Genomic DNA, 23,850 nt, shown 5'->3' on the forward strand with positions numbered 1-23,850 from the left:
GGCAGACTCCAGCCCGTGCGTGTCTACTTGGGATCCGACCATGCCGGTTTCGAGCTGAAGAACCACCTCGTGGCCCACCTCAAGGGCCAGGGGCACGAGGTCACCGACATCGGGCCGTTCGTCTACGACGCGGCCGACGACTACCCGGCGTTCTGCGTCGAGACCGCGCGGCGGGTCGTCGCCGACGAGGGCAGCCTCGGCATCGTCATCGGCGGCTCCGGCAACGGCGAGCAGATCGCGGCGAACAAGGTGCCCGGTGCCCGCGCGGCGCTGGCCTGGAAGCCGGAGATCGCGCAGCTGGCCCGTGAACACAACCACGCCCAGCTGATCGGGATCGGCGCGCGGATGCACTCGACCGAGGAGGCGACGGCCATCGTGGAAACCTTCCTCGCCACCCCGCCGTCACCGGAAGAACGGCACGCCCGCCGGATCCAGCAGCTGCTGGACTACGAGCGCACCGGCACCCCGCCCGCGTTGCCTGCCTGATGCCCGAAGGTCACACGCTTCACCGGCTGGCTCGGTTACATCAGCGCCGCTATGCGGGCAAGCCGGTGGAAGTGGCCAGCCCGCAAGGGAAGTTCACCGATGCGTCCACTGTGGACGCATCGGTGCTGACCGGGGCCGAGGCGTACGGCAAACATCTTTTCCACCATTATCCGTCGGCCACCGTGCACATCCATCTCGGGCTGTACGGGACGTTCACCGAGGGAAAGCTGCCGGCGCCGCCGCCGGTGGGGCAGGTCCGGCTGCGCCTGATCGGCAGTACACATTGGACGGACCTGCGGGGCCCGAACCGTTGTGAGCTCCTGACTCCGGACCAGGTCGACGCCATCAAGGCGAGGCTGGGTCAGGACCCACTACGCCGCGACGCCAAGCCGGACGCGGCGTTCGAGCGGATCTCGTCGTCGCGGACGTCGATCGCCGCGCTGCTGATGGACCAGACGGTCGTCGCGGGTGTCGGCAACGTTTACCGGGCGGAGTTGTTGTTCCGCCACGGAGTCGCCCCCATGTTGCCGGGCCGGTCGCTGGATCCGGTGCTGTGGAAGGAAATGTGGGCCGACCTGGTGACGTTGATGCGCTACGGCGTGCGCACCGGGCAAATCGACACGGTCGCCGACGGGCACCTGCCGGAGGTCACCGGCCGTGCCCCGCGCCAGGACCGGCACGGCGGCGAGGTGTACGTGTACCGCCGCGCCGGTCAGCCATGTCTGGTCTGCGGCACGCCTGTCGCGCATCAGGAACTCGCAGGGCGCAACCTCTACTGGTGCCCGGTCTGCCAGCCCGCTTAGGCGCTCAGAAGTCGAAGCCCCCGCCGCCGAAATCGCCGCCGCCGAAGTCGCCGAAGTCGCCGCCGCCGGGGTCGCCACCGTCGTTACCACCGTCGAAGCCGTCACCGCCGGCGTCGCCCATCGCGTCCTGCTGGCCGGCGTCGTACCCGGACTCCCAGGCTGACGCGCTCGCGATCCCGCTCATCCCGGAGAACATGGAGCTGAACAGCAGCGCCGAACCCAGTCCCCACGCGCCGGCGACCAGCGCGGGCTTCCACCACGGCTCGCTGTACCAGCCCTGGGGAACGGGACGCCCCGCGACGCGGCCGCCGGGGTAGTAGTAGGGCGTGTTCGAGCCGGGGTCGGGGGAGGCCTCGTAGCTCTGGCCTTCGACGTCGACCTTGCGATGCTCGGTGACTTTGCCCGCGCGCTCGCGCTCGAGTTCCTCCGGCAGCTTCGGGCCGGGGTCGATCCCCATGGCGGTGCGCGCCGCGCGGACGTAGTAGAGCCCCTCGAGCGCGGTTTCCTTCACCAGCTTGGCCTGCTCGCCCGTGCGCGCCTGGTCGAGCTGCGAGCCCGCGGCGTTGTAGCGCTCGGAGGCGTCGGCCAGCGCCTGCTGCGAGGCGAGGTCGGTGCCGGTGAGGTTGAGCACCTGCCCGCCGAGCCGCTCGACCAGGCGGCGCGCGTCGGCTTTCGCGTCCTCCAGTTCGCGCTGCCGTCTCTGCGTCTGTGACTTGGCGAAAAACGCCACGCCACCGATGATGATCAGGAGGAGCACGATCAACGTGATCGCGGTGCCCATCGGTTTACTCCCACGAGTTCTGGTGTGTTGAACCGGACAACGCGGACACTACGCGGAGAGTTCCCGGAGCATGTGCCGGCTCAGCCCGCGTAGGCCTTCTCGAGCTCGGCGATGTCGAGCTTCTTCATCTTGTACATCGCCTGGGTGGTGCGCTCGGCTTTGACCGGGTCGGGGTCGCTGATCAGCGCGATGGCCTTGGTGGGTACGACCTGCCAGGAAACGCCGAACTTGTCCTTGAGCCAGCCGCACGGCCCTTCCTCGCCGCCGTCCGCGCTGAGACGTTCCCAGTAGTAGTCGACTTCGGCCTGGTCGGCGCAGGGGATCTGGAACGAGATGGCTTCGTTGAACTTGAACTGGGGCCCGCCGTTCAGCGCGATGAACTTCTGCCCGTTGAGCTCGAATTCGATCACCATGACAGAGCCGGGCGTCCCGGGGCCGGCGTCGTTGTACCGGCCGATCCGGCCGATCTTGGAGTCGGTGAACACGCTCGCGTAGAAGTTCACGGCCCCCTCCCCGTTGCCGTCGAACCACAGGCAGGTCGTGAGCGGTGCGCTGGTCATAGGTCCTCCTCGTAGTTGTCGGTGACATCAAGGTGGACCCGCGCGCTGCGGAAAACTCATCGGTCGTGCGCGGCGTGCCCGGGGTTAGCCCATACTGTCGAGGGCGACGGAGAGCATGTAACCAGCACCAGCGGTGAAAACGAGATACGCACCGAAGGCGGCGACGGCAGCCTGACCGGCGCGGGTGAACAGGCGCGCCATTCCATAAACCACAGCGGCGACGATCACGCCCAACAAGGCCATCCACGCCGCAAAATACCAACCCAGCGCGAACGCAAGACCCGCCATTGCGGCGGCCAGTTTGGAATCCCGCCCACTCACGCGGCGGCGAATCAGCAGGAACACCACGCCGGCAGCGATCACACCGCCGACCATGGCAGGCACCACCAGGGCAACCGAGTAAGGCATCTCACCGGTGTAAGGCATCTCGCCTCCGTCACGTCCGATCTCGTCGAACACGCAGACGTACCGCGAGTCCCAAGGTTGCGCAGATGTGTTCAGGCGTGTCCGATCGTGCCCCCAGAGGGGCCCGTTGTATCGGATTGTGGGTCTGACCTGCGCCGCAGGGTGAGAGCGGGCGACGGGAATCGAACCCGCGTAGCCAGTTTGGAAGGTTGCCGGATGATCGTGGATCACGCCGCTGACCTGCGTTTGCTGGGGTCCGGCGTGGCCTGTGTTGACCTTGGTTGACCGCCTCTAATGGCACGCTAATGGCACGCGCGCGGCCCTATCTGACACCGCGCACCAACCACGCCGCACTATTCCCGCGATCCAAAGCCGCCCACAGCCGGGACGGGCGCCGTCAACCCTGTAACCGATCACGCCTCCGCGACGACCTACGTTCCGTGACCTTCTGGACGCAGAGCGACCACCCGGGGCGTGATCGGCGCGCAGCGGGGTTGACGGCGCCCATCCCGGCTTTGACCATCCGGCGATCGCGGGGATGGTGCGCCCTCCGGCGGCGGCCTGCCTTTGGTGAGTCTCTTGCTTCCTGCGCCCTTCGTTGTGTGCGCGCGGTGGCCGACGGCGTTCTGCGCGGCCGGGGCGAGCGCAGCGGGACTGCTCGGCCGCGCGCCAGTTCGGCCCGCGCGCCCGCCCGTTAGAGGGCGGCTTGAAGACGTAAAGAAATTCCTCACATCGTTTCGAAGACCAGGTGACTATGGAGAACGGTGACAAGATCGAGAGCTTCAAGGCTTGGGCCAATAGTCAGACGACGGGATCCGCTAGCCTAGGCAACTCTGGCGCTGTGATCAAAGACGGACGACGCGTACGCAAAACAGTTACGTTATCGGCTTACGGGAACCCCAAGACTGGAGCCGTTCGCAAGCGCGAGCTTCGGTTTCGAACGTTTGAGAAGGCCCCGGACGCGCCTGAGGTCGATTTTGTCGCCAGCGGCGCCAAGAACACCTGGTGGTGTGAAAACGAAGAAATTGACCGCCTGCTTGGTTTCCTCACTGCAGAATTTAAGGAGCCGGGTCGCTACAGCGTTATCGACCGGCAGTCACCGCTCGCAATGTTCACAGACGCACTCAACGGCAACCAAATGGAACTGAGCGCGGTCGCTAAGGTGCTGGCCGAGGCCGGGCATGCGGCGCGCATAATTGAATTCCTCACTACATCCGCTGCGGGCGTTTCGGCTGCGGAGCTAGCGGTTATTGCGAAGAGGCGGAAGACTGTCGAGGAGCTTGCCAGGTTAGCGGGTGATCCGAACGTTACCGAAACTGATGTTCAACGCCTTATTGAAGGAGAATATTGGCTTTTTGGCGGTCAATACGTCGGGGTGGCGAAACGATCGATCCTCCCTCTTGATCAGTATGATATCCCGTTGCTCGACGCGAACGGCACGCTACACCTTGTAGAACTGAAGGGGCCAGTTGTACCTAGGCTGGTGCGACGTCATCGGAACCACGTGATCGTCGGCAACGAGGTCCATGAGGCGGTTTCTCAAGCTATGAACTATTTGAGATCGTTGGATGAGCTTGGTGCGGGCATAACTTCGTATTATCGCAATGAATTATCATTCGATTTCGATTTGCGGAGAGTATTTGCGACGGTGGTGATCGGTCATCCAACCCATGTCTCGGAGATAGACCGACGAACAATCCGGCAAACCTTCAGATCTTACAATGCACACTTGAGTAGGGTCAATGTCCTAACTTACGATGACCTAATCGAGGTCGCTGACCGTTCGCTCGCCTTTCAAGAACGCGACAAGCGCTATTGAGCGGCATAGTTTGGAGTGGAGGCCGAGTGTCTGAGATCGAAAACGTTAAACGTGCTGTGGCATTGGCAGGCTATGCTGTTGTGGGCGATTCAGACATAGCTGATTCGGTTCTGTCTTCGTTCACTTCCGTCTCTCCTCCGCAGGTGCTAGACGCTCGACCGCCGGATTCGAGCTGGAGTCTGTCGGGCACTTATGGGTATAACGAGTTTCCATGGCATACCGATGGTGCTGTTTCGACGGTGGTGCCGAGATGGTTCGCATTGCGCGCAATCGAGATAAATGAAGAGACAGCAACAGAGTTGCTAGAGCCTTCGAAGCTATTGCTTAAGAGGCTGAAGTCTGTCGTCCTTAAGGTTAGGAATCGTCGGGGTCTAGCTAGATATTTCCCTGCGGTTCTACCGTTATCGAACTGTTCTTATCAACTTCGATGGGATCCTCGGATATGTACACCGAATGAACAAGGGTTACTGGATGAAATTGATGACCTCGATCCAATGTTCCGGGTGGACTGGAGAGTGGGTCTTACCCTTTTTGTTGACAACTATCGGCTTTTGCATAGACGCCCTAGGGTTTCGTCAGGAAGTCGTCGACGTCTCGAGCGAACATATATATGGAGTATCTGATGTGGGACTATGCGACACTCTATGGGAAGGCGTCTCTCTACTTCAATCGCGCCCAAAGTCACCCCCGCTTTGATGATGACGAATTTGGTATATGGGCACTTTTAGGCCTGGAATTTCTTTTACGAACACCTTTGGCAAAAGTACACCCGAGTCTTCTTGCCGCCCCTGACGGGAACAGTATCCTGCACTCCGTCGGAATCCTTATTGATGGCGACCTGAAGTCAATTCCTACTCACACTGTTATTTCTCGACTTCCGCACATTGTCCCTGACTTCGATTCGGGCAGGGTGCGTGACGCAACGGTGCTAATGAATCTTAGAAACTCGGAGCTTCATACAGGTGAGGCAGCAATTGCCAACGCCCCTATCAGTCTCTGGTTGCCACGCTTCTTGCGTGTGTCGGAGGTAGTCTGCAGCTTCCTTGAAATTGACGTAGAGTCGTTACTTGGCGAGTCCGTAGTTGCTCACGCTCGCAGCTTGGTGGACGAGCAAGACAAGAAAACTCAGCATGAAGTTGGAAAGAAGCTCAATCAAGCGTCAACATTTTTTGAGAACCTGCAGAAACCGGAAATTGATGCTAGGCGTGACGCGCTGCCCAAATTTGTACTCGATGGAAGATTTGTTGAATGTCCGACATGTGAGTCGCAAGCTATTCTTCGCACCGAGTATGTGCGTACTAGCGGTGAGCGAATCGAAGATGACATTATATACACTGATAGAATTCTGGTGGCTAAGTCGTTTGAATGTTCGGTCTGTGGCCTACAGCTAGAGGACACTCGGGAGACGGCAACCGCAGGCCTTCCTCAGCAATTTGTAGAGACTACGGAGGAAAGTCTAGATGAAAGATATGCCGAGGCTGTTGTTGATTGGGATTACGGAAATGATTAATGTCAAACGGTATTAGTTCGAATTTGTCCGGTCGGCGCCAAGCCTTGCAAGGAAAAGCGATAAGGAACCGCCAAGCGCTTCTATTACATGCCGCAGTTCAACAATGTCAAGTCGTCGCTGGCCGGACTCGTACTTGCTGACGAAAGACTGGGGTACTCCGAGGGCGTCGGCTACCTGAACTTGAGTCAATCGTGCCTCGCGCCGCAGTTGGCGTAGTAGGTCGCAGACCTGTTGGTACTCGGCCGAGTAGATCGACTTCTCCACGCAGTTAGGCCACCGTAGTTCTTGCAGATATCCCAAGATGGGATATTCTGGCGGTGCGTCCTGGTGCGGCGGGTCTGGTTACCGCGCGGAGCACGGCGCTTGTTCGTCCCGTGGTGGATGGGGCCGCACCGTGGCTTGTGTTCAGCTCGTGGCTTGTGCGGCGATATGTCGTGCCGACGTGGTGGAGCTGGGCCGACGGTTGGCGGCAGTTGATGTCCGACTGCAACCAAACGGAGGTACGTCCATGTCGTTCATGCTCGACCCCGATAAGCCCGGCTACCTGTACAACCAGGTGGCCGAGCACATCGAGGCGCGGATTAGGGCTGGTGAGCTGCGTCCCAACGAGCCCTTGTACGCGGAGAACAAGCTGGCGAACGAGTACGGGGTATCCCTGGGGACATCCCGGCACGCGGTGCGGATTTTGTGCGAGCGAGGGTTACTGCGGGTGGTCCCGAGCAAGGGCGTGTACGTGGTGCCGCTCGATCAGGTTCCGGACGCGGACGAGGTGGCTTCGGGGGTGGCGTCTTGTAGCTGCGCTCGTTCCTAGGTCGAGAAAAGTCCCGACACGCCAAAACCCCGGCCGCTTGAATCAGAGGCGTGCCGGGGTCTTCGTAGATCATGGTACACGATGTCTGAGCTGAGTCACCTCGAATCGTGGTTCTCACACGATCGCCTGGCCCCCTACCGTGCCGCGACCAACAGCCGCAGGGACGCGATGACCCTCTACGAGTGGAACGCGGAGGTGTCGGCGGCGTTCTGGCGCACGTTGGGGCACGTCGAGGTGCTTCTGCGTAACGCGCTGCATCGTGAGCTGACGGCCTGGTCGCGAGAGCGGTATGGCACCGATCGGTGGTATGCGGCGATCGAGCCGACCGTGAGTCAGCAGACGCGCAAGGACATCCGGGAAGCCATCCGCCGGGGCACGCGCAACGGGCGCGCCGAAACACCGGGGCGGGTGGTTGCGGAGCTGAATCTCGGGTTCTGGCGGTTCTTGCTCGCCCGTCGCTATGACGGCACGCTGTGGCGCTTCTGCATGTACCGCGCCTTCCCCGGCAAGCGCCGTGCCGATGTCGAGCGCGCGGTATCGACGTTGCATGTGCTGCGCAACCGCATCGGGCATCACGAGCCGATTCACAACCGGCCGCTGGATGAGCTGCTTGGGCTCTCGCTGGAAGTCGCGGGCTGGATCGACACCGATGCTCGGGACTGGATCGCGGCCGGCGACCTCACGCCGGGACTGCTCGCACAGCGAAGTGGGGTGTAGCAGCCAGACGGGTACTCTCCGCGCATGTCCTTGGTGAGCTGGGCGCATGATGTGGCGGCCGACAAGCTGGCCGAGCCATTGCCGCGTCGGTGGGCGCATGTGCAGGGCGTGGCTCGGCAGGCTCGTCGGCTCGCGGGGGTGCCTGGCCTGGATGCGGAGTTGGTCGAGGTGGCGGCGTTGCTGCATGACGTCGGCTATGCCCCGGATCTCGCGGTTCTCGGCTTCCACCCGGTTGACGGGGCGCGGTATCTCGCGAGCATCGGCACACCGGCCCGGCTGGTGAACCTGGTGGCTCACCATTCGGCGGCTCGCCAGGACGGCGCGGTCGCTGGTCTCGCGCATCTTCTCGATGCCTACGAGGACGAGCAGACCCCCGAGCGGGATGCATTGTGGTGGGCGGACATGACGACCGGGCCGGATGGGGAGAGGTTGACGTTCATTCAGCGCATGACTGAGGTCAAAGAACGCTACGGCCCGGAACACGCGGTCAGCAAAGCCATCGATTTGTCGTGGCCGGAACGGCTCCGAGCGGTTGAACGCACGGAGGCCCGGTTGGCGGTTCAGGTGAAGAACGCTGACTGACGGTTCTCGTAGCCGTGTTGGATGCGGAGCCGGATCGATGGGTGGACGTTGAGGTCGGTGATCTTTTCGCGTGGGACCCAGTGGACTTCTTTGCTTTCGGAGCTGGTGCGTAGGTCGCCGCTGGTTGGCTGGGCGCGGAAGCAGAGCGAGAACTCCTGGCGGACTTCGCCGTCGTCGTAGGCGATGACGTGCTTCGGGTTTGAGTACGCGCCGATCAGTTCGACCACTTCGATGGTGATTCCGGTTTCCTCCTGGACTTCGCGAATCACGGCTTCGCTGAGTGTCTCGCCTAGCTCGAGGTTTCCGCCTGGCAGGGCGTACAGGTCGTTGTCGGTGCGCCGGATCATCAGCAGTTCGCCGCGCTCGTTGAGGGTGAAGGCGCTGACGGCCACGCCGATGCTGTTCGCGGTCGGGGCGTTGGGGTCGTTGAAGTAGTCAGTTCGCGTCAAGGTTCACTTCCTCGAGTGTGGCGGGCTTGGAGGTCCTCCAGACCTCTTCGAAGCTCTGAACGTAGGTGTCGAACAGGCTGCCTGAGGACAGCCGCCGTAGGTGCATCGCGGGCGCGTGGGCGCCTTGGATGCCGTACACGTGGGTGTTCACGATCATTTCGTCGTCGAACCGGAAGATCGAGTTGTACAACGTGGTGCGGTGAAAGCGAATCTCCGGTTCGGCCATCTCGAACAGAGGGCGGTAGAACGCCAGGGCGTTGCGGATGCGTCCGGCGAGGGTGTGCTTGCCCAGGCGTTCTTCCTCGCTCCGGCGTGTGACTTCACGGCTTGTGGGGTCGCCGAATGTCAGCCTGACGCTGCAGCCATTTCGCGATTTCGCGACGAGTAGCTTGACGAAGTTTGGGCGCTCCACGAGGAAAAGCCCCGCATGAACAACAACATCGACTCGTTCGGTCGCGTCGGTGATCACGCGGTCCCAGAGTTCGGTGGGAATCGAGTTGCGGTGCGGGAAGAATGTCACGAGTTCCGATTGGCTGACCGTGGCTGCTTCTTCGCGGCTCAACGCGTCCGGCCATAGGTAGTTCTCGGTTGTGTGCAGGCGGGCGGCGATGTGGCTGCGGTACTTCCGGTACGGCACCCGGCCTTTCGTGATCCACCGTTCGACCGTTTTCGGGTCCACGGCAAGCTCTTCGGCCAGCGCATCGGCAGCGACCCCGGCTGTTGCCAGGGCATCCCGAAGCCGTTCATTTCGCATGGGGACGACTCTAGGACGTCCAAGACGTCCTGAGAAGTCCTTCGTTGTGGTGAAGTGGTCCCCGTGTCCGGAGGCATCTTGGTTCAGCGCACCGCGACCCACCGCGTCATACCGCGGCGCGCTGAGGATCAAGTAACTGCCTTGGAGGCCAGTAGATATGCGATTGATGATCGACACTTCCCAGGTCACGTTCACCGTGGGCCGTGAGGCTCAGCCGAAAACCGACCAGAACGGGGTGCAGCGCGTGGAGCGCAGCACGAACATTCCGATGTGGACTGTGCAGCTGGTTGCCATGGACAACGGCGGGGCTGAGGTGATCAGCGTGACCGTAGCGGCCCCACAGCCGCCGAAGGTCCCGACTGGTGCACCTGTCACCCCGGTGGAGTTGCAGGCGATTCCGTGGGCACAGAACGGCCGCAACGGCGTCGCTTTCCGCGCCACCGACATCAAGGCCGTGTCTGGTTCGAAGTCCGGTTCGAGCACCTCGGGTTCCTGAGGGGCGACCGATGCGATCCGGTGACGTTCACTACCCCGTAGATCCCAAAGAGAAACCCGAGCACACCCACCTCACTGTCAGCTTGATCGAGGATGTGGCCGAACTCCTGGCCAGCAAGGGATTCCCGAGGGTCGACGACAGTCGGGACTTCGTCCGACTTCACCAGGCACTGTACGAGTTCTTATACAGCACCGAATTCTGGCACTACTTCTGATTGATCACGAGAGTGCACGGGACCGGTCTGGTTCTTGGCGGTTCCTCCCCGGCCCCGTGCCTCTCGGTCTGCTAACTCCGCCTTGGAGGAGTCAATGGCCAAGTCTATTCGCCGTTCGCGTGGAGCGCGACGGCTCGATGTGATGGAAATCTGGCACGATCCGAAACGGTCGTGGTTCGTGCTCATCGTCGGCGTCCTCGTACGCTGATCTGGCGGAACATCCTGCTTGCCGGGGAACCGGGGGCGGGAAAGTCCGTGGGGCTCAACAACATCGTTGCGCATGGAGCCTTGTGTCCGGACCTGTCGCTGTGGTTGTTCGATGGCAAGCAGGTCGAACTCGGGCTGTGGCGTGACATCGCTGACCTGTTCGTCGGCCCGGACATCGAAGCCGCCTTGCTGGCGCTGGAACAGCTCCAAGCGGAGATGGACCGCCGATACCGCGAACTCGACCGAGTGCGGCGTCGCAAGATCGACCGCCGCGACCCGATCGACGTGATCATGGTCGTGATCGACGAACTGGCCCTGTTCTCCGCCACCATGGGCGGCAAGGACCAGCAGGAGAAGTTCGTGCGACTGCTGCGGGATCTCGTCGCACGTGGCCGCGCGGCCGGGGTCATCGTCGTCGCCGCCACGCAACGTCCGTCCGCCGACATCATTCCGACATCGCTGCGGGACTTGTTCGGCTATCGCATGGCGTACCGCTGCACAACTGATTCGTCGTCCGACATCATTCTCGGACGCGGCTGGGCCAGCCAGGGTTACGACGCGTCCACTATCGCCCCGCAGGAACGGGGAGTGGCGCTGCTGCTGGCCGAGGGCGGCGTGCCTCGCCGCATGAAGACCGCCTACCTGACCGACACGCAGATCTATTCCCTCGTCGACTACGCACGAGAACTGCGCAGCCGGAAAACCACTGCCTGAAAGCAATTACGCATTCGTCTCGCAGGAGAGGACTGTCCACAATGCTCACCGCAAGCATGCCGATCTCGACCACCCCGGATCATGTCTGGGCGTTCGTCTCGGCGTCCAACGGTGCGGTCGACGTCGTTCGACTCGCGCACGCACCCGACCTCGAACGGTTCATCGGACTGCCCATCGAGGCGTTCGACCCGTACGCCCTGCTACCCACCTACAGCCCGACCGGCGAACTCGTGACCGGGTTCCGCTGGGCCACTACGGCCGACGTCGAGGCATACGCCTACCTGTTCGGCTGAGGAACCCGTGACCGTCTCGACCATGACTCCGAGCCCCACCACCCAAGCCGTGGTGGGGTTGGGAGCCCTTGCCGAGGCGCAGATCGTGGCTCGGGTCGCTCAGCCCGGCTACCGGTGGTGGCTCGCGCACGTCATGCCCGCCGCCGCGTGCTCACGGCCCGTCCGGCTCCGGCTCGAAGCCACTTGGGCGACGGCATGACCGAGCGGCCGACCGACGACATGCCCGACGGCCGGTTGTACGTCGCCTGTAAGAACCGGCGCGCCTCGGTCTGCCCTGCGTGCGCGGAGACCTATCGGGCCGACACGTATCACCTCGTCAAGGCGGGACTCGTGGGCGGCAAGGGCGTGCCCGCGACCGTGACGGAGCATCCGTGCTTCTTCGTCACGCTCACCGCGCCTGCCTTCGGCACAGTGCACGCGCGCGTGGTCGGGGCCAACGGTGAGGTTCGGCCGTGCCGTCCCCGGCGGTACGCCCCGCTGTGCCTGCATGGCCGTCCGACAGAGTGCCGGGTCCAGCACGGCGAGGATGACCCGTGCGTGAGTGAGCCGATCTGCCGGGACTGCTACGACTACGACGCTCAAGCCGTCTGGAACTTCCACGCGGGGGAGTTGTGGCGCCGGACCGTCATCACGCTCAACCGGTACCTGGTCGCTGCGGCGAAGGACCGGTGCGTCCGCGTCCGGCTCTCGTACGCAAAGGTCGCCGAGTACCAACGGCGCGGGACTGTGCACTTCCACGCGTTGATCAGGCTTGATGGCGTCAACCCGGATGATCCGGATACCATCATTCAGCCGGACGCTTCGATCACGCCGGAGCTGCTGAGCAGCCTTATCGACACTGCTGCGACCGTCACGCGCTTCACCACGGCGTCCCACCCCTGGTACCGCATCGGCTGGACCCTGACTTGGGGCACACAGACCGACATCCGTCGGGTCCGCCTCAACGCCGGTGATCACGACGACCACGGCGCTCTCACGTCGACCGCCGTGGCGGCGTACCTCGCCAAGTACGCCACCAAAGCCACCGAGGAAGCCGGGCACGTATCGAGGAAGTTGACCCAGCAGACCGCCAATGTCTACGCCGACCAGGACACTCACCAAGCCCGGCAACTCACGGCCTGCTGGTCCCTCGGCCAACGCCCCTGGTACTACACGTCAGAAGCCCAGCGCGAAGCCTGGGACGAAGGCTGGGGCCGTCTCCAGAAATGGGCACACATGCTCGGCTTCGGCGGCCACTTCTCCACCAAAAGCCGCCGCTACTCCACGACACTGACAGCCCTGCGCGCGGTCCGAAAAGCGTTCCAGCGCGGCGAAAACCACCCGGAGGACACCCCGCCGGCCGATCTCGACCAGTTCGGCGACGAAGCCGCGGTAACGCTCAACTGGATCTTCGACGGCGTCGGCTGGCTCACCGTCGGCGATGCCGCTTTAGCCAATTCGGCTGCCGCGAAGGCCCGCGAGCGCAGGCGCGTCGCGCGCGAAGAGATGGAGGAAATCATGGCCAGTTAGCGAGGTGGCGGCGCTGAAAACCTATGTGGGAGTTGAGGAAGCGGCTGCGCTTCTCAAGACGTCAGTCCGATTTGTACGGCGCCTGATCGCGGAGCGCCGGATCACGTTCTATCGCGTCGGGCGGCACGTCCGTCTGGCTGTCGAGGACCTCGAATCGTTCGTGGAAGCCGGAAAGGTCGAGCCGATCGTTCGATCGGGTCGGCGCAACGGGCTCGAAAGGTTTGTGTAATGGCCAACAAGAAAGGACATCGCCGGTTCGGTAGCGTGCGGCAACGGAAATCGGGTCGGTGGCAAGCACGTTATATCGGGCCGGACGGTCTGGTACACGTCGCACCGCACACGTTCCCCGGCAAACGGGACGCGGAGCAATGGTTGTCCGTCGTGGAAGCGGAGATCATCCGGGGTGACTGGATGAACCCCGAACTCGGCCGGGTCCCGTTCTCCGAGTTCGGAGCGAACTGGATCAGGCAGCGGAAGGTGTCGCAGCGGACGCGGGAAGAGCACGCGAGCGTCTGGCGGAACCACATCGAGCCGTTCCTGGGGCGGTTCCGGGTCAATGAGGTCACTCCCGAGATCATCCGGGCATGGCGGGCTGACCTGCTTGACAAGGGGCGGTCCGAGGATCGGACGGCCAAGGCGTACCGTCTCGCCCGTTCGATGTTCGCGACGGCGGTGGATGACGGGCGCATCAAGCGCAACCCCTGCCGGATCAAGGGTGCTGACCAGCATCGCACGCCCGAGCGGCCGCACGCGTCTGTCGATGAGGTCTACAGGCTGGCCGATGTGGTGCCAGGGCGGTACCGGTTCCTCGTGCTGCTCGCGGCCTTCTCGGGCCTGCGTTGGGGTGAGTTGATCGCCTTGCGGCGTCGGGACATCGATCGGAAGACGATGATCGTCCGGGTCGCCCGGCGAGTCGCTCAGCTGAAGGACGGCGAGATGAGCATCGGCCCTACCAAGTCGGCGGCCGGGGTGCGAACGGTCGCGCTGCCCAAGTTCTTGGCTGAGGATCTGACGCACCACCTAGCGGAGTTCGCCGAGGGCGGGCGTGACGGCCTGCTGTTCGTCGGCAAGCGCGGCGGCGTCCTGCGGCGGGGCAACTTTCACCGCGAGACCGGCTGGACCAAGACGGTGGTCAAGGCAGGGTTGCCGAAGGGCTTCCACTTTCATGACTTGCGTCATACCGGCAACCAGATGGCGGCGGAGGCAGGGGCGACCACGCGTGAGCTGATGCAGCGGATGGGGCAGAGTTCCGTTCGGGCGGCATTGATCTACCAGCACGCGACCAGCGTCCGTGACCAGCAGATTGCCGACGAGCTGAATGCTCGTGTGGAGCGCCACCGCCAGGGGGCATCGGAAGAGGACGATGGCCCGGAGGAGGGGACTGCTGGTGTGCTGGCTCCCGTTGGCTAATGGCCCGTTAATGGCCCAAATGACACGAGCGACGGTCCCCACGGAAGGGTTCCGCCGCCTGGATTGTGCCTCTGACCGGCCGTTGTGCACTGGAGCGGGCGACGGGAATCGAACCCGCGTAGCCAGTTTGGAAGACTGGGGCTCTACCATTGAGCTACGCCCGCATGCGCCCCGACCACCCGGGGTGCGCGATCAGTTTAGCGGGTCAGGCTAGAGTGATCGCAGCGCCCCGCCGGGGGCGATCGGGATGTGGCGCAGCTTGGTAGCGCATCCGCTTTGGGAGCGGAGGGTCGCAGGTTCAAATCCTGTCATCCCGACACCATCACGCAGCCTGCGAGCGTCGCCCTGCCGCGCGGGGGCGGCGGGGCGACGTCGGCTCACCCGGCCGCTCGGTCTCGGGGCTCCGCCTCCAGGTCGGTGAGCCTGTGTAGCACCTTGTCCGGGTTGGTCGGTACGCAACGATCCCGGTTGTAGGCGCCGCAGCGGCACACGTTGCCGCTCATGCTTTCTTGATCTCTGCGCGGCTCGACGGCATTCGCGTTGATCGCGGAGCAGATCTGTCCCGGGTCGCGACCAGCACTGTACGCACGCCGCGGCCGCGCAGAGACTTTCAGGTAACTCCCGGTGCATATCCGCGCACTTTGTGTGGCCGATCATGCTGTGCGTGCGCCCGTTGAACTAGCTTGTGGCACGCCGAATCCGGTGGGTCGTGGGCTTGATCGCGGCTCGCGTCGATTCCATTTTTGCGAGGGCTGATGCTGGGCGCTGCCACCGTTCCCGATGGGAACCACGACCGCGAGTGGACCGAGACCGAGTTCCTGTCCGCCATGATGCAATGGCATTTCGATCCGGGTACCGGCTCGCCGTTCTGGCTGGAACGGGCACGTTCACTCGACTTCGATCCGCGCCGGGACGTCCGAACCCATGCGGATCTACGGCTGTTCCCCAACGTGGCCAACGAACTCAGAGTCGTCCCCCTGGAGGATCTCGTACCACGCGGGTACGGCGATCATCCGGACATCATCGGGGCTTACGACAGCGGCGGAACGACCGGTGCACCCAAACGCGTGCTGTTGCTGTCCGACTGGTTCACCAGCCTGCTGGCTTGGAAGTCCGGCCGGATGGACGCGTTGGGATTCCCCCACAGGGCGAACTGGCTGACGCTCGCCCCGACCGGGCCCCACATCTTCGGCAGGCTGATGGCGGAGCTGCCGCGCATGCGCGGAGGCATCAACTTCACCGTCGACCTCGACCCGCGCTGGGTACGCCGCAGCCTGCAGGAGGGGCGGGGCGACGAGGCCGGACGCTATGCCGAGCACGTCGTCGACCAAGCGGAATCGGTTCTGCTGCACCAGAAAGTAGGCGTGCTCGTGGCCACGCCACCGCTGCTGGAACGGATGGCCGAGCGGGATGAGCTGGTCGCGGCGATCAACGAGAAGGTCTCGGTGATCATGTGGGGTGGCGCCCACCTGGACGCCGATACGCGCGCGGTGCTGCAACACGACGTCTTCCCGAACGTGCGGCTGTGCGGGCAGTACGGCAGCACCATGATCCTGGGCGGCACCATGGAACGGCCGGCCGGCGACGGTGGTTCGGGTCCGTGTGTGTTCGACTCGTTCTCGCCCTACGTGACCTTCGAGGTGGTCGATCCCGGCACCGGTGCGGCCGTCGCCGACGGTGAACGCGGTCAGGTCGTCATGCACCACCTCAGCAAGTCCATGTTGCTGCCCAACAACCTCGAACGCGACGAGGCCACCCACGTGCCGGCGCAGCCGGGAGCGCTCGGTGTGTCCGTGGCCGACGTGACGCCGGTCGCCGTGTTCGAACAGGCGCAGGTGATCGAGGGTGTCTACTGAGCCCGCGCGCTTGGACGCGCTGGGGGTGCGTGGGCCTCTCCGCACCGTGCGCACCGCTGATGTGTCCGATGTGGACGGATCGGTGCTCGCCCGGCTGAGCGTGGCGCCCGCGTTGTCTGTCAAGCAAAACCTCAAGGCACTGCGCCGGGCGCAGCCGCTGCCGCGCGCCGGCCGGATCGCTGCGCTTGCCGCCGCGGGCGAGCTGTTCACCGGCACCGTGGACGGAGTGACGCTGGACGAGCACGAGCGTCTCGTGTGCCGGGCTTCCGGTGTCGCGCTGCCGGTCGTTCGTGCGGCATCGCGCGCGATCGCGAACAGCGCCGCGTGCGCCGGGGACGCCGTGGAGAAGGCGCGACCGGTGTCCTCCGCGCAGGACTGGCGGAACGTGCGGGACGAAGGGGCGGTATGGGTGCGGCGCGCCGAGGTGCTCGCCGTGCTGGCACCCGGGAACCATCCCGGCACTCATACGCCGTGGCTCGAAGCACTTGCCTTGGGCTATCGCGTCGCGGTGCGGCCATCGCAACGCGAACCGTTCACCCCGCATCGGCTGGTGAGTGCGTTGCGTGCCAGTGGTTTCGGCGATGACCAGGTCGTGTTGCTGCCCACCGACCATGCCACGGCCGGCACCTTGGCCGATGCGGCGGACCTCGCACTGGTATACGGCGGGGACGACATCGTGGCGAAGTACGACACCCGTGGCGACGTGCTGGTTCAGGGACCGGGGCGGTCCAAGATCCTGCTCACCGCCGATGATGACTGGCGTGATCACGTCGACACGATTGTGGACTCTGTCTGTGGTTTCGGCGGGACGGCGTGTGTGAACGCTTCGGCGGTCTTCGTCGAGGGCGACGCGGCTGCGGTGGCGCAGGAGCTCGCCCGCAGACTCGGTGAGATCCCGGTTCGCCCGCCGCTGGACGAAGCGGCAGTGCTGCCCGCTTTCCCGCTCGACCGGGCGAAGGCGATCGAGGCACGGTTGAACTCCGAACTCCCTCATGCCCAACTCATCTCGGGCGAAGACTTGGTCGTCGAACTCGAGGGCGGTGGCGCGGTGCTGCGTCCCGCGGTTGCGCTGCTGGACCGGGCCACCGCGCCACAGGCTCGCATCGAACTGCCCTTTCCCTGCGTGTGGGTCGTTCCGTGGTCACGCTCGGACGGCACCGGCCCGCTGCGGAACACTCTCACCCTGACGGCATTCACCACTGATCCCGGGCTACTGACGGAGCTGGCCGGGGACGGCTCGATCAGTAACCTGCACATCGGTGATCACCCCACCCATCACATGCGACCGGGGCTGCCGCACGACGGGCACCTGGCGGAGTTCCTGATGAAGAGCAAATCGGTACTCCGCTGACTGACCTGCCCGCCGCGGGCCGAGTACGGCGATCGCTGGTCTTTCTGCATACACCAGTGGGTAAACTGGACTCGATCGACATCGGGAGGGAACGTGGACAACGAGACGTCGGCGGTGCGCCGGGGCCGGAAGCCCGCGCCCGCGCCTCCCGAAATCGAAGCGCTGACCATCGAAAACCGGCGGGAATCGTCCCTCGCCGTGCACGCCTACCTGCGGGATCTCATCCTGAACGGCACGCTCCGGCCGGGGGTGGTGCTGGCCCAGAGTTCGCTGGCCGAGGCACTCGGGGTGAGCCGCACGCCGGTGCGTGAGGCGATGCGGATGCTGATGGAAGAAGGTCTGCTCCAAGGCCAGGTCAACCATCAGGCGCGGGTCAGCGGGTTCGACGCGACCGACCTGGACAGCCTGTTCGCCAACCGGATCATGATCGAGACGCTTGCGATCCGGGTCACCGCCCGGCAGCTCGGGCCCGACGACGCCGACGTGATGGGCAAGGCGCTGGTGCGGATGGCCGAGGCGACCGACCGGCAGGCCTGGCATACGGCGCACCGGGCGTTGCACGACCAGGCTGTCCGCGCCGCGGCGCCGCACCTGCGCGAGTCACTGCGCGCGCTCGGCGACCGCTGTGAGCAGTACATCGAGCTCCTGCGCTCCAGTATCGACCGCGAGCAGCTCGACAACGCCCGCCACCGCGAGCACCAGGAACTGGTCGACGCGGTGCGCGAAGCCCGCTTCGACGACCTCGAAATCGAGACCGCCCGCCACCGTGCCCGCACCGCGACGATGCTGCTGGCCGAGATCGCGCCGGAGTTCGATCCGGTGTCGATCCGGGCCGCGCTGGCCGTGATCATGGGGCGGGCCGGCGGCGTCGGCAACGGCTTCTTCCCCGCCTAAAGGTGTATGCAGTAATCCTCCGGCGTCTTCCATTGCTGTAACTAGCCGCGTGTCCTCGGCATACCTCCTGGTGGAGGCGATGTGTGCGCTGCGCTCAGGTGAACGGCCGTATGGACAGCCGGTAATTTGTGTGTACACTTTCATCTGTGAGTGCACTGAAAAGTGCATATAGGGTCAACGCAGACAGGAGGGCACCGTGACGGACCCGAATGCCCAGCCGGCGGTTCGTGTTTCGAAGCTCAGTTATGTGGGGTTCGAGACCCCTGACGTCGATCGGCTGGCCGAGTACTACAACCGGGTGCTCGAATTCGAGCTGGTGGACTCCTCGCCGAACGGCGCCTTCCTGACCACCGGCCCCGACCACCACTGTGTCGTACTGACGAAAAAAGAAGCTTCCCGTGGCCGCGCGGTTGTCGGGTACGAGATCTGGGAGGACCTCGACTCCGCGCAGCAGCGCCTCAAGGATGCCGGCTATGAAACCCAGCGGCGTTCCGACATCGGACCCGGCACGCCGGACGTCCTCGTGCTGGAAGAGCCCAACACGGGCGTGCCGCTGCACCTGATCACCTCGCAGGATCCCAGTGGTGCCAACGAAAGCACGCCGCTGCGCCCGACGAAACTCGGCCACATCGCGTCGTTCACCACATCGCTGGAGCCGATGCAGAAGTTCTACCAGGACCTTCTGGGCTTCCGCTGGTCGGACACCATCGGCGACTTCTTCGTGTTCCTGCGCTGCAATGCCGACCACCACGCGGCGAACTTCCTGGCCACCACCAAGTACGAGGGTATGCACCACATCGCGTACGAGATGCGCGACCCGGCGCACCTGATCACCATGATCGACCACCTCGCCAAGAACGACTACCGCCTGCACTGGGGCCCGGGACGGCACGGCGCCGGGCACAACCTGTTCACCTACCACAAGGACCCCGACGGCAACACGATCGAGCTATTCACCCAGCTCGACGTCATGCACGACGAGGCGAAGGGGTACTGGGAACCACGCCCGTGGCATGAGACCTCACCGATGGGCCCGCGTACCTGGGAGGTCGACCTGGCCGCGGTCAACCACTGGGGCCCGATCAACTTCGACATGATCGACCACTGATGGGGCAGCCCGTGTGGAGTCTGGTGAACACACTGTCCGAAAAGGACGGTGCGATCAGGGTGGGCGTGCTGACCGAAACCGGTGTCTTCGCGATCCCTGCCCTCGCGGACTATTCCGAAGTGGACGAAGTGCTGCGGGACTGGGCGTCCGTCGCGCCCGTACTGGAGAACTGGACGCCGGCCGGCGCCGAACCGCTCGGCGAAGTCCGGCTGCTCGCGCCGGTGCGCTCGCCCCGCAAGCTGCTGTGTGCCGGGGCGAACTACGTTGGCCACGCAAAGGAAATGGGCATCACCGAGCTGCCGTCGGGGCTCGAACCGTTCTTCTTCATGCTGCCTCCGACCTCGCTCGCCGGTCCTGGTGAGCCGATCGTCATCCCCGGCGACACCGCGGCCAGAGTGGACTGGGAGGCCGAGCTGGCGGTGGTGATCGGCAGCGCCGGACGCGACATCGACGTGGCGGACGCGCTCAGTCATGTCGCGGGCTACACGATCCTGAACGACATCTCCGCCAGGGGACTGCATGCGCGTCCCGCCCCGCTGGCGCCGCCGTTCGTGTATGACTGGCTCGCCTCCAAGGGGCGGGACTCGTTTTCCCCAGCAGGGCCCGGCATCACCCCGGCCTGGCTCGTGCCGGACCCGCAGGAGTTGCCCGTTCGGTTGTGGCGCAACGGAAAGATCGAGCAGGACGGTAACACCGCCGACATGATCTTCACCGTGGCGGAACTGATCGCCGCCGCCAGCGCACTGATGACATTGGAACCCGGCGACGTGATCGCCACCGGAACCCCCGCGGGTGTCGGTGTCGCACAAGGCAAGTCACTCGCCGACGGTGATGTCGTCCGGGTCGAGATCGGCCCCCTGGGCGCACTGGAGAACCCGGTGCACGCCGCGGCCACCATTCCGTTGGCCACGGGAAGCTGACCGATGGTCGCGCGGGGTTACCGGACTACTGAAGGGATTTGAGCATGATCGAACTCGAAGACATCGGCTATGTCCGCTCAGGCGTCGCGGATTTCGCCACGGCTGTCCACTTCGCGACCGACATCGTGGGCCTGGAACTGATGGACAGCGGTGAGCCCGGGGTTGCGCATCTGCGGTCGGATTCCCACCACCACAGCCTTTCGCTCGTCGAAGGCGTTTCCGGGGTCATCGCTTCCGGTTTCACACTGGCCACCGAAGACGCGCTCGTGGCGGCGGAGTCCGAATTGGAGCGTCGGGGCTTTCGCGTCACGCGTGGTGATGAGAAGGAGGCCCGGTCCCGCCGGGTGGCCGAGTTCATCGGTTTCGACGACCCGTTCGGCAACCGGATCGAGCTCGCGTTCGGCAGGCAGACGATTTCCCGGCCGGTACGGCTTTCGCGTGGCTCGGGCATCACCGAGTTCGGCCACCTCTGTCTGGACGCGCCGGACGTGCGGGAGGCGTACCGCTTCTGGTCCTCGACGTTCAACGCGCGTGTCTCGGACTGGGTCGGCGACGGCGCCTGCTTGATGCGGATCGACGAGGTGCATCACAAGATCGCCGTGTTCCAGGCCGACGAACCCGGTATGTGCCATATGAACTTCCAGGTCGCCGAACTCGACGACGTTTTCCGTAACTGGCACTTCCTGGTCGAGCACGGGGTCGAGATCGAGATGGGCCCGGGGCGGCACCCGCAGTCGGGCGCGATCTTCCTGTACTTCCTGGGGCCGGAGAACTTCACCTACGAGTACTCGTTCGGGGTCCGCCGAATCACCGACGAGGCGGCGTGGCGGCCGCGTTTCTTCGATCCCGACGAGATCGGCGCGATCGACATGTGGCTCGGCCCGAAGGCACGCACCGTGAGCCAACCACAACTTCGGCTTTCCGATCCGGCATAAGGAGATGTCATGCTTTTCGTGACGCGGAGCCTGCAGGTGAACGAGCCGGGCGAACCGGTCGTCACCCGGGAGATGCTCTGGGACGGGCTGGTCGCCAAGGCCGGCAACGCCCTGCCGTTCGTCAAGGTCATGTCGCACTGCGACGTCATCGAACGGCACAGCGACACGGTTTTCGACCGCGAGATCACGCTGCACGGTTCGCAGTTCACCGAGCGGATCACCCTGGAGAAGCCGCACCGTGTCGTGTTCACGCGGCTGGCAGGACCGGTGCTCGGGGTGATCACCAACGAGATCGAGGGCGCGGGCACCGACGATCTGGCGCTGCGGTTCAGCTTCGCCCTCGCCGTCGCCGATGCCCCCGCCGGGTCGCCGGCGGAGAAGGACTACGCCGACACGATGACGCAGGACTACCTGGACGCGGTCGCGTCCACCCTCAGCGCCGTGCGCAGGATCGCGCGCGGCGAAACAGCGGCATAAAACTCAACGAGGAGTTTGCCATGTCTGATTGGGTAACCGACTATTTCGCGGACGTCGACGCCATGCGCCTGGACGCCTACGTCGCACGGCACACCGAAGACGCCGTCGTCGTCTTCGGCAACAACCCGCCGGCGGTGGGCAAGACCGCCATCGGCGAGGCGATCGGCGGGTTCTGGTCGATCATCGGCGGGCTGCGGCACGAACGGATCCACCTGTGGTTCGTCGACGACGGTGACACGGCGGTACTGGAGGCGCTGGTGCACTACCAAACCAAGGGTGGTCACGAGTTCGCGTTCCCGGCCGTGTCTATTTTGGACCGCAAGGACGGGCTTGTCAGCTCGCTGCGGATACACATCGATCTGGGCCCGCTGTTCGCCCAGATCGAGCAGGAGTCCACTGTGGAGGCGGTCTGATGGGCGGACGAATCGCGGTAGTCACGGGTGGCGCGAACGGGATCGGGCGCGCCTTCGCGCGGCGGCTGGCCGCCGACGGCGTGTCGGTGGCGGTGCTCGACCGGGCACCGGCTGAGGCGGTGCTCGCCGACATCGAGGAGGCGGGCGGCAAGGGCATCGGCGTCCAGGTCGATTTGACCGACCCGGCCGAGATCGCCACCGCGGCGGAAGAGGTCGGGGCTCGCCTCGGCACCCCGCAAGTGCTGGTGAACAACGTGGGAATCTACCCGTTCAAGCCGTTCGAGGACGTGACGTTCGAGGAGTGGCGGAAGGTCTTCGAGGTCAACGTCGACACACTTTTCCGTGTGACACAAGCGTTCCTGCCCGGGCTCACGGAGGGCGGCTGGGGCCGGATCGTGAACGTGACGTCGAACTCGGTCAGTCTCGTCATCCCCAGCGCGACGCCGTACATGTCGAGCAAGATGGCGATCATCGGGTTCACCCGGGGACTGGCCACGGAACTCGCCGAGCAAGGCGTCACGGTCAACGCCATCGCCCCGAGCTTCACCCGCACTCCCGGCACCGAGGCAGGACCGGCCGAGTTCTTCGACATCGTGCCGCAGCTGCAGGCCATCAAACGGTTGCAGCAACCGGAGGACCTGGCCGGTGCACTGTCCTTTTTGGTCTCCGACGACGCGGGGTTCATCACGGGGCAGACGTTCTACGTCGACGGCGGGCTGGTCCGTTCATGACGGAGCTCGTCGAAGCCGCGCACGTGCTGGCGCGACTGGGCCTGGTCACCGCGTTCGGCCACGTTTCCGTGCGTCAGGGCGAAAATGTGCTTGTCACCCCGCCGGCCGATCTCGGGACCGTGCGGGAGGATGAGCTCATCACGGTCCCGCTGGACGCCACCGAGTTGCCCGCGGGCGCGCCGCCGGAGGTCTGGCTGCACCTGGCGATCTACCGGCGCAGGCCGGATGCCGGTGCGATCGCCCGAGCCCAGCCCGAAGCGCTGTTCGTGGCCGGGGCGGTGACCGACGAGTTGCGCCCGCTGCACGGGCAGGCCGCCTGGCTCGGTGCTCGCGTCCCGGTGCACCCGGTTCCACGTCTGCTGCGTTCGGAGGAGCTGGCGACCGCGGCCGCGGAGACGCTCGGCGACAGCGAGGCGATCGTGTTGCGCAGCAACGGGGGAGCGGCGCTCGGCGCCACTCCCGGCCTCGCCGTCGCGCGGATGTGGTTGCTGGACGTCGCGTGTCGCGTGTGGACACAGGCGCACCAAGGCGGGAAACCGGAGCCGCTCGGCGAAGACGACATCACGGCCTGGCGGGCGGCGGAAGGACCGTTGCTCGAACGGTTGTGGCAGCACCTCAAACGGAAAACCGAGCAATCGCACTGAA

General features: G+C 64.6%; 30 protein-coding genes and 2 tRNA genes. 25 read left to right on the forward strand and 7 right to left on the reverse strand.

The features are described 5' to 3' along the window. Positions 1-15 precede the first annotated feature (15 nt). Complete coding sequence (locus tag GKO32_RS23215) at positions 16-486, forward strand: ribose-5-phosphate isomerase (RefSeq protein ID WP_312868411.1); 471 nt, start codon at positions 16-18, stop codon at positions 484-486. Continuing rightward, positions 486-1,289 carry an Fpg/Nei family DNA glycosylase gene (locus tag GKO32_RS23220; RefSeq protein WP_154759004.1) on the forward strand — a complete coding sequence of 268 codons (804 nt, stop codon included), beginning with the start codon at positions 486-488 and terminating at the stop codon, positions 1,287-1,289. Before GKO32_RS23215 ends, GKO32_RS23220 begins: the two co-directional genes overlap by 1 nt. Positions 1,290-1,293: 4 nt before the next feature. On the opposite strand, the gene GKO32_RS23225 is transcribed toward GKO32_RS23220, so the two are convergent. The 3 genes from GKO32_RS23225 to GKO32_RS23235 all read right to left on the reverse strand — a co-directional run bounded on the left by GKO32_RS23225 (position 1,294) and on the right by GKO32_RS23235 (position 3,089). Beyond that, on the reverse strand, positions 1,294-2,070 hold the full coding sequence (locus tag GKO32_RS23225) for a hypothetical protein (RefSeq protein ID WP_154759005.1): 777 nt from the start codon (positions 2,068-2,070) through the stop codon (positions 1,294-1,296). 80 nt (positions 2,071-2,150) lie between these two features. Continuing rightward, the gene (locus GKO32_RS23230; RefSeq protein WP_154759006.1) at positions 2,151-2,630 is read right to left on the reverse strand and encodes a VOC family protein; all 480 of its coding nucleotides are present in this window, start codon (positions 2,628-2,630) and stop codon (positions 2,151-2,153) included. An 84-nt stretch (positions 2,631-2,714) separates the two neighbouring features. Further along, the gene (locus GKO32_RS23235; protein ID WP_154759007.1) at positions 2,715-3,089 is read right to left on the reverse strand and encodes a hypothetical protein; all 375 of its coding nucleotides are present in this window, start codon (positions 3,087-3,089) and stop codon (positions 2,715-2,717) included. A 700-nt stretch (positions 3,090-3,789) separates the two neighbouring features. On the opposite strand from GKO32_RS23235, the gene GKO32_RS23240 reads away from it, so the two are divergent. Continuing rightward, positions 3,790-4,854: a Shedu anti-phage system protein SduA domain-containing protein gene (locus GKO32_RS23240; RefSeq protein WP_154759008.1), complete on the forward strand. Its 1,065-nt coding sequence runs from the start codon at positions 3,790-3,792 to the stop codon at positions 4,852-4,854. Positions 4,855-5,476: 622 nt separating this feature from the next. Next, on the forward strand, positions 5,477-6,364 hold the full coding sequence (locus GKO32_RS23250) for a hypothetical protein (protein ID WP_154759010.1): 888 nt from the start codon (positions 5,477-5,479) through the stop codon (positions 6,362-6,364). A gap of 12 nt (positions 6,365-6,376) precedes the next feature. On the opposite strand, the gene GKO32_RS39925 is transcribed toward GKO32_RS23250, so the two are convergent. Beyond that, the gene (locus GKO32_RS39925) at positions 6,377-6,628 is read right to left on the reverse strand and encodes a helix-turn-helix domain-containing protein (protein ID WP_312868412.1); all 252 of its coding nucleotides are present in this window, start codon (positions 6,626-6,628) and stop codon (positions 6,377-6,379) included. 244 nt (positions 6,629-6,872) lie between these two features. On the opposite strand from GKO32_RS39925, the gene GKO32_RS23260 reads away from it, so the two are divergent. The 3 genes from GKO32_RS23260 (at position 6,873) to GKO32_RS23270 (ending at position 8,474) form a co-directional block, all read left to right on the forward strand. After that, entirely contained in the window at positions 6,873-7,175 is a 303-nt protein-coding gene (locus GKO32_RS23260; RefSeq protein WP_154759011.1) for a winged helix-turn-helix domain-containing protein, read from the forward strand. Between the two features lie 81 nt (positions 7,176-7,256). Next, complete coding sequence (locus GKO32_RS23265; protein WP_154759012.1) at positions 7,257-7,892, forward strand: hypothetical protein; 636 nt, start codon at positions 7,257-7,259, stop codon at positions 7,890-7,892. Positions 7,893-7,916: 24 nt separating this feature from the next. After that, positions 7,917-8,474: an HD domain-containing protein gene (locus GKO32_RS23270; protein WP_154759013.1), complete on the forward strand. Its 558-nt coding sequence runs from the start codon at positions 7,917-7,919 to the stop codon at positions 8,472-8,474. Here the strand turns inward: GKO32_RS23270 and GKO32_RS23275 are convergent. Next, entirely contained in the window at positions 8,453-8,923 is a 471-nt protein-coding gene (locus tag GKO32_RS23275) for an NUDIX hydrolase (protein ID WP_154759014.1), read from the reverse strand. The genes GKO32_RS23270 and GKO32_RS23275 overlap by 22 nt on opposite strands. Further along, positions 8,910-9,677: a DUF5919 domain-containing protein gene (locus GKO32_RS23280; RefSeq protein ID WP_154759055.1), complete on the reverse strand. Its 768-nt coding sequence runs from the start codon at positions 9,675-9,677 to the stop codon at positions 8,910-8,912. The genes GKO32_RS23275 and GKO32_RS23280 overlap by 14 nt, the downstream gene beginning before the upstream one ends. Before the next feature lie 166 nt (positions 9,678-9,843). On the opposite strand from GKO32_RS23280, the gene GKO32_RS23285 reads away from it, so the two are divergent. The 7 genes from GKO32_RS23285 (at position 9,844) to GKO32_RS23310 (ending at position 14,520) form a co-directional block, all read left to right on the forward strand. After that, positions 9,844-10,173: a hypothetical protein gene (locus tag GKO32_RS23285; RefSeq protein ID WP_246244478.1), complete on the forward strand. Its 330-nt coding sequence runs from the start codon at positions 9,844-9,846 to the stop codon at positions 10,171-10,173. Between the two features lie 385 nt (positions 10,174-10,558). Further along, complete coding sequence (locus GKO32_RS23290; protein ID WP_312868413.1) at positions 10,559-11,308, forward strand: FtsK/SpoIIIE domain-containing protein; 750 nt, start codon at positions 10,559-10,561, stop codon at positions 11,306-11,308. A 41-nt stretch (positions 11,309-11,349) separates the two neighbouring features. Beyond that, the gene (locus GKO32_RS23295; RefSeq protein ID WP_246244481.1) at positions 11,350-11,601 is read left to right on the forward strand and encodes a hypothetical protein; all 252 of its coding nucleotides are present in this window, start codon (positions 11,350-11,352) and stop codon (positions 11,599-11,601) included. Positions 11,602-11,623: 22 nt separating this feature from the next. Then, on the forward strand, positions 11,624-11,800 hold the full coding sequence (locus GKO32_RS39265; protein ID WP_246244484.1) for a hypothetical protein: 177 nt from the start codon (positions 11,624-11,626) through the stop codon (positions 11,798-11,800). After that, positions 11,797-13,110, forward strand: a complete 1,314-nt coding sequence (locus GKO32_RS23300; RefSeq protein ID WP_246244486.1) for a replication initiator — start codon at positions 11,797-11,799, stop codon at positions 13,108-13,110. The genes GKO32_RS39265 and GKO32_RS23300 overlap by 4 nt, the downstream gene beginning before the upstream one ends. Positions 13,111-13,114: 4 nt before the next feature. Continuing rightward, on the forward strand, positions 13,115-13,339 hold the full coding sequence (locus GKO32_RS23305) for an excisionase family DNA-binding protein (protein ID WP_376765992.1): 225 nt from the start codon (positions 13,115-13,117) through the stop codon (positions 13,337-13,339). Then, positions 13,339-14,520, forward strand: a complete 1,182-nt coding sequence (locus GKO32_RS23310) for a tyrosine-type recombinase/integrase (RefSeq protein ID WP_154759016.1) — start codon at positions 13,339-13,341, stop codon at positions 14,518-14,520. Before GKO32_RS23305 ends, GKO32_RS23310 begins: the two co-directional genes overlap by 1 nt. 90 nt (positions 14,521-14,610) lie before the next feature. Here the strand turns inward: GKO32_RS23310 and GKO32_RS23315 are convergent. After that, positions 14,611-14,684: transfer RNA gene (locus GKO32_RS23315), tRNA-Gly, on the reverse strand. Between the two features lie 79 nt (positions 14,685-14,763). Between GKO32_RS23315 and GKO32_RS23320 the strand changes: the two genes are divergently transcribed. From GKO32_RS23320 to GKO32_RS23375, 11 genes are all read left to right on the forward strand, one after another. Then, positions 14,764-14,837, forward strand: a tRNA-Pro gene (locus GKO32_RS23320). 438 nt (positions 14,838-15,275) lie between these two features. Then, positions 15,276-16,376, forward strand: coding sequence for an acyl-CoA synthetase family protein (locus GKO32_RS23330; RefSeq protein ID WP_166459701.1), 1,101 nt, complete (start codon positions 15,276-15,278; stop codon positions 16,374-16,376). Further along, positions 16,366-17,727: an aldehyde dehydrogenase family protein gene (locus GKO32_RS23335; RefSeq protein WP_312868416.1), complete on the forward strand. Its 1,362-nt coding sequence runs from the start codon at positions 16,366-16,368 to the stop codon at positions 17,725-17,727. Before GKO32_RS23330 ends, GKO32_RS23335 begins: the two co-directional genes overlap by 11 nt. Positions 17,728-17,820: 93 nt before the next feature. Further along, a complete protein-coding gene (locus GKO32_RS23340; protein WP_154759017.1) occupies positions 17,821-18,621 on the forward strand; it encodes a GntR family transcriptional regulator in 801 nt (266 codons plus the stop codon). A 196-nt stretch (positions 18,622-18,817) separates the two neighbouring features. Then, complete coding sequence (locus GKO32_RS40235) at positions 18,818-19,729, forward strand: VOC family protein (protein ID WP_312868418.1); 912 nt, start codon at positions 18,818-18,820, stop codon at positions 19,727-19,729. Between the two features lie 23 nt (positions 19,730-19,752). Next, positions 19,753-20,649 (forward strand): fumarylacetoacetate hydrolase family protein, encoded by an 897-nt coding sequence (locus GKO32_RS23350; protein ID WP_208024518.1) that lies wholly within the window; start codon positions 19,753-19,755, stop codon positions 20,647-20,649. Positions 20,650-20,693: 44 nt separating this feature from the next. After that, complete coding sequence (locus GKO32_RS23355) at positions 20,694-21,584, forward strand: VOC family protein (RefSeq protein ID WP_154759019.1); 891 nt, start codon at positions 20,694-20,696, stop codon at positions 21,582-21,584. A gap of 9 nt (positions 21,585-21,593) precedes the next feature. Further along, entirely contained in the window at positions 21,594-22,061 is a 468-nt protein-coding gene (locus GKO32_RS23360; RefSeq protein ID WP_154759020.1) for an SRPBCC family protein, read from the forward strand. A 20-nt stretch (positions 22,062-22,081) separates the two neighbouring features. Next, the gene (locus tag GKO32_RS23365; RefSeq protein ID WP_154759021.1) at positions 22,082-22,474 is read left to right on the forward strand and encodes a nuclear transport factor 2 family protein; all 393 of its coding nucleotides are present in this window, start codon (positions 22,082-22,084) and stop codon (positions 22,472-22,474) included. Further along, positions 22,474-23,205, forward strand: coding sequence for an SDR family NAD(P)-dependent oxidoreductase (locus tag GKO32_RS23370; protein WP_154759022.1), 732 nt, complete (start codon positions 22,474-22,476; stop codon positions 23,203-23,205). Before GKO32_RS23365 ends, GKO32_RS23370 begins: the two co-directional genes overlap by 1 nt. After that, the gene (locus GKO32_RS23375; protein ID WP_154759023.1) at positions 23,202-23,849 is read left to right on the forward strand and encodes a class II aldolase/adducin family protein; all 648 of its coding nucleotides are present in this window, start codon (positions 23,202-23,204) and stop codon (positions 23,847-23,849) included. The genes GKO32_RS23370 and GKO32_RS23375 overlap by 4 nt, the downstream gene beginning before the upstream one ends. Position 23,850: the final 1 nt, after the last annotated feature.

This window comes from Amycolatopsis pithecellobii, assembly GCF_009707865.1.
GTDB lineage: Bacteria > Actinomycetota > Actinomycetes > Mycobacteriales > Pseudonocardiaceae > Amycolatopsis_E > Amycolatopsis_E pithecellobii.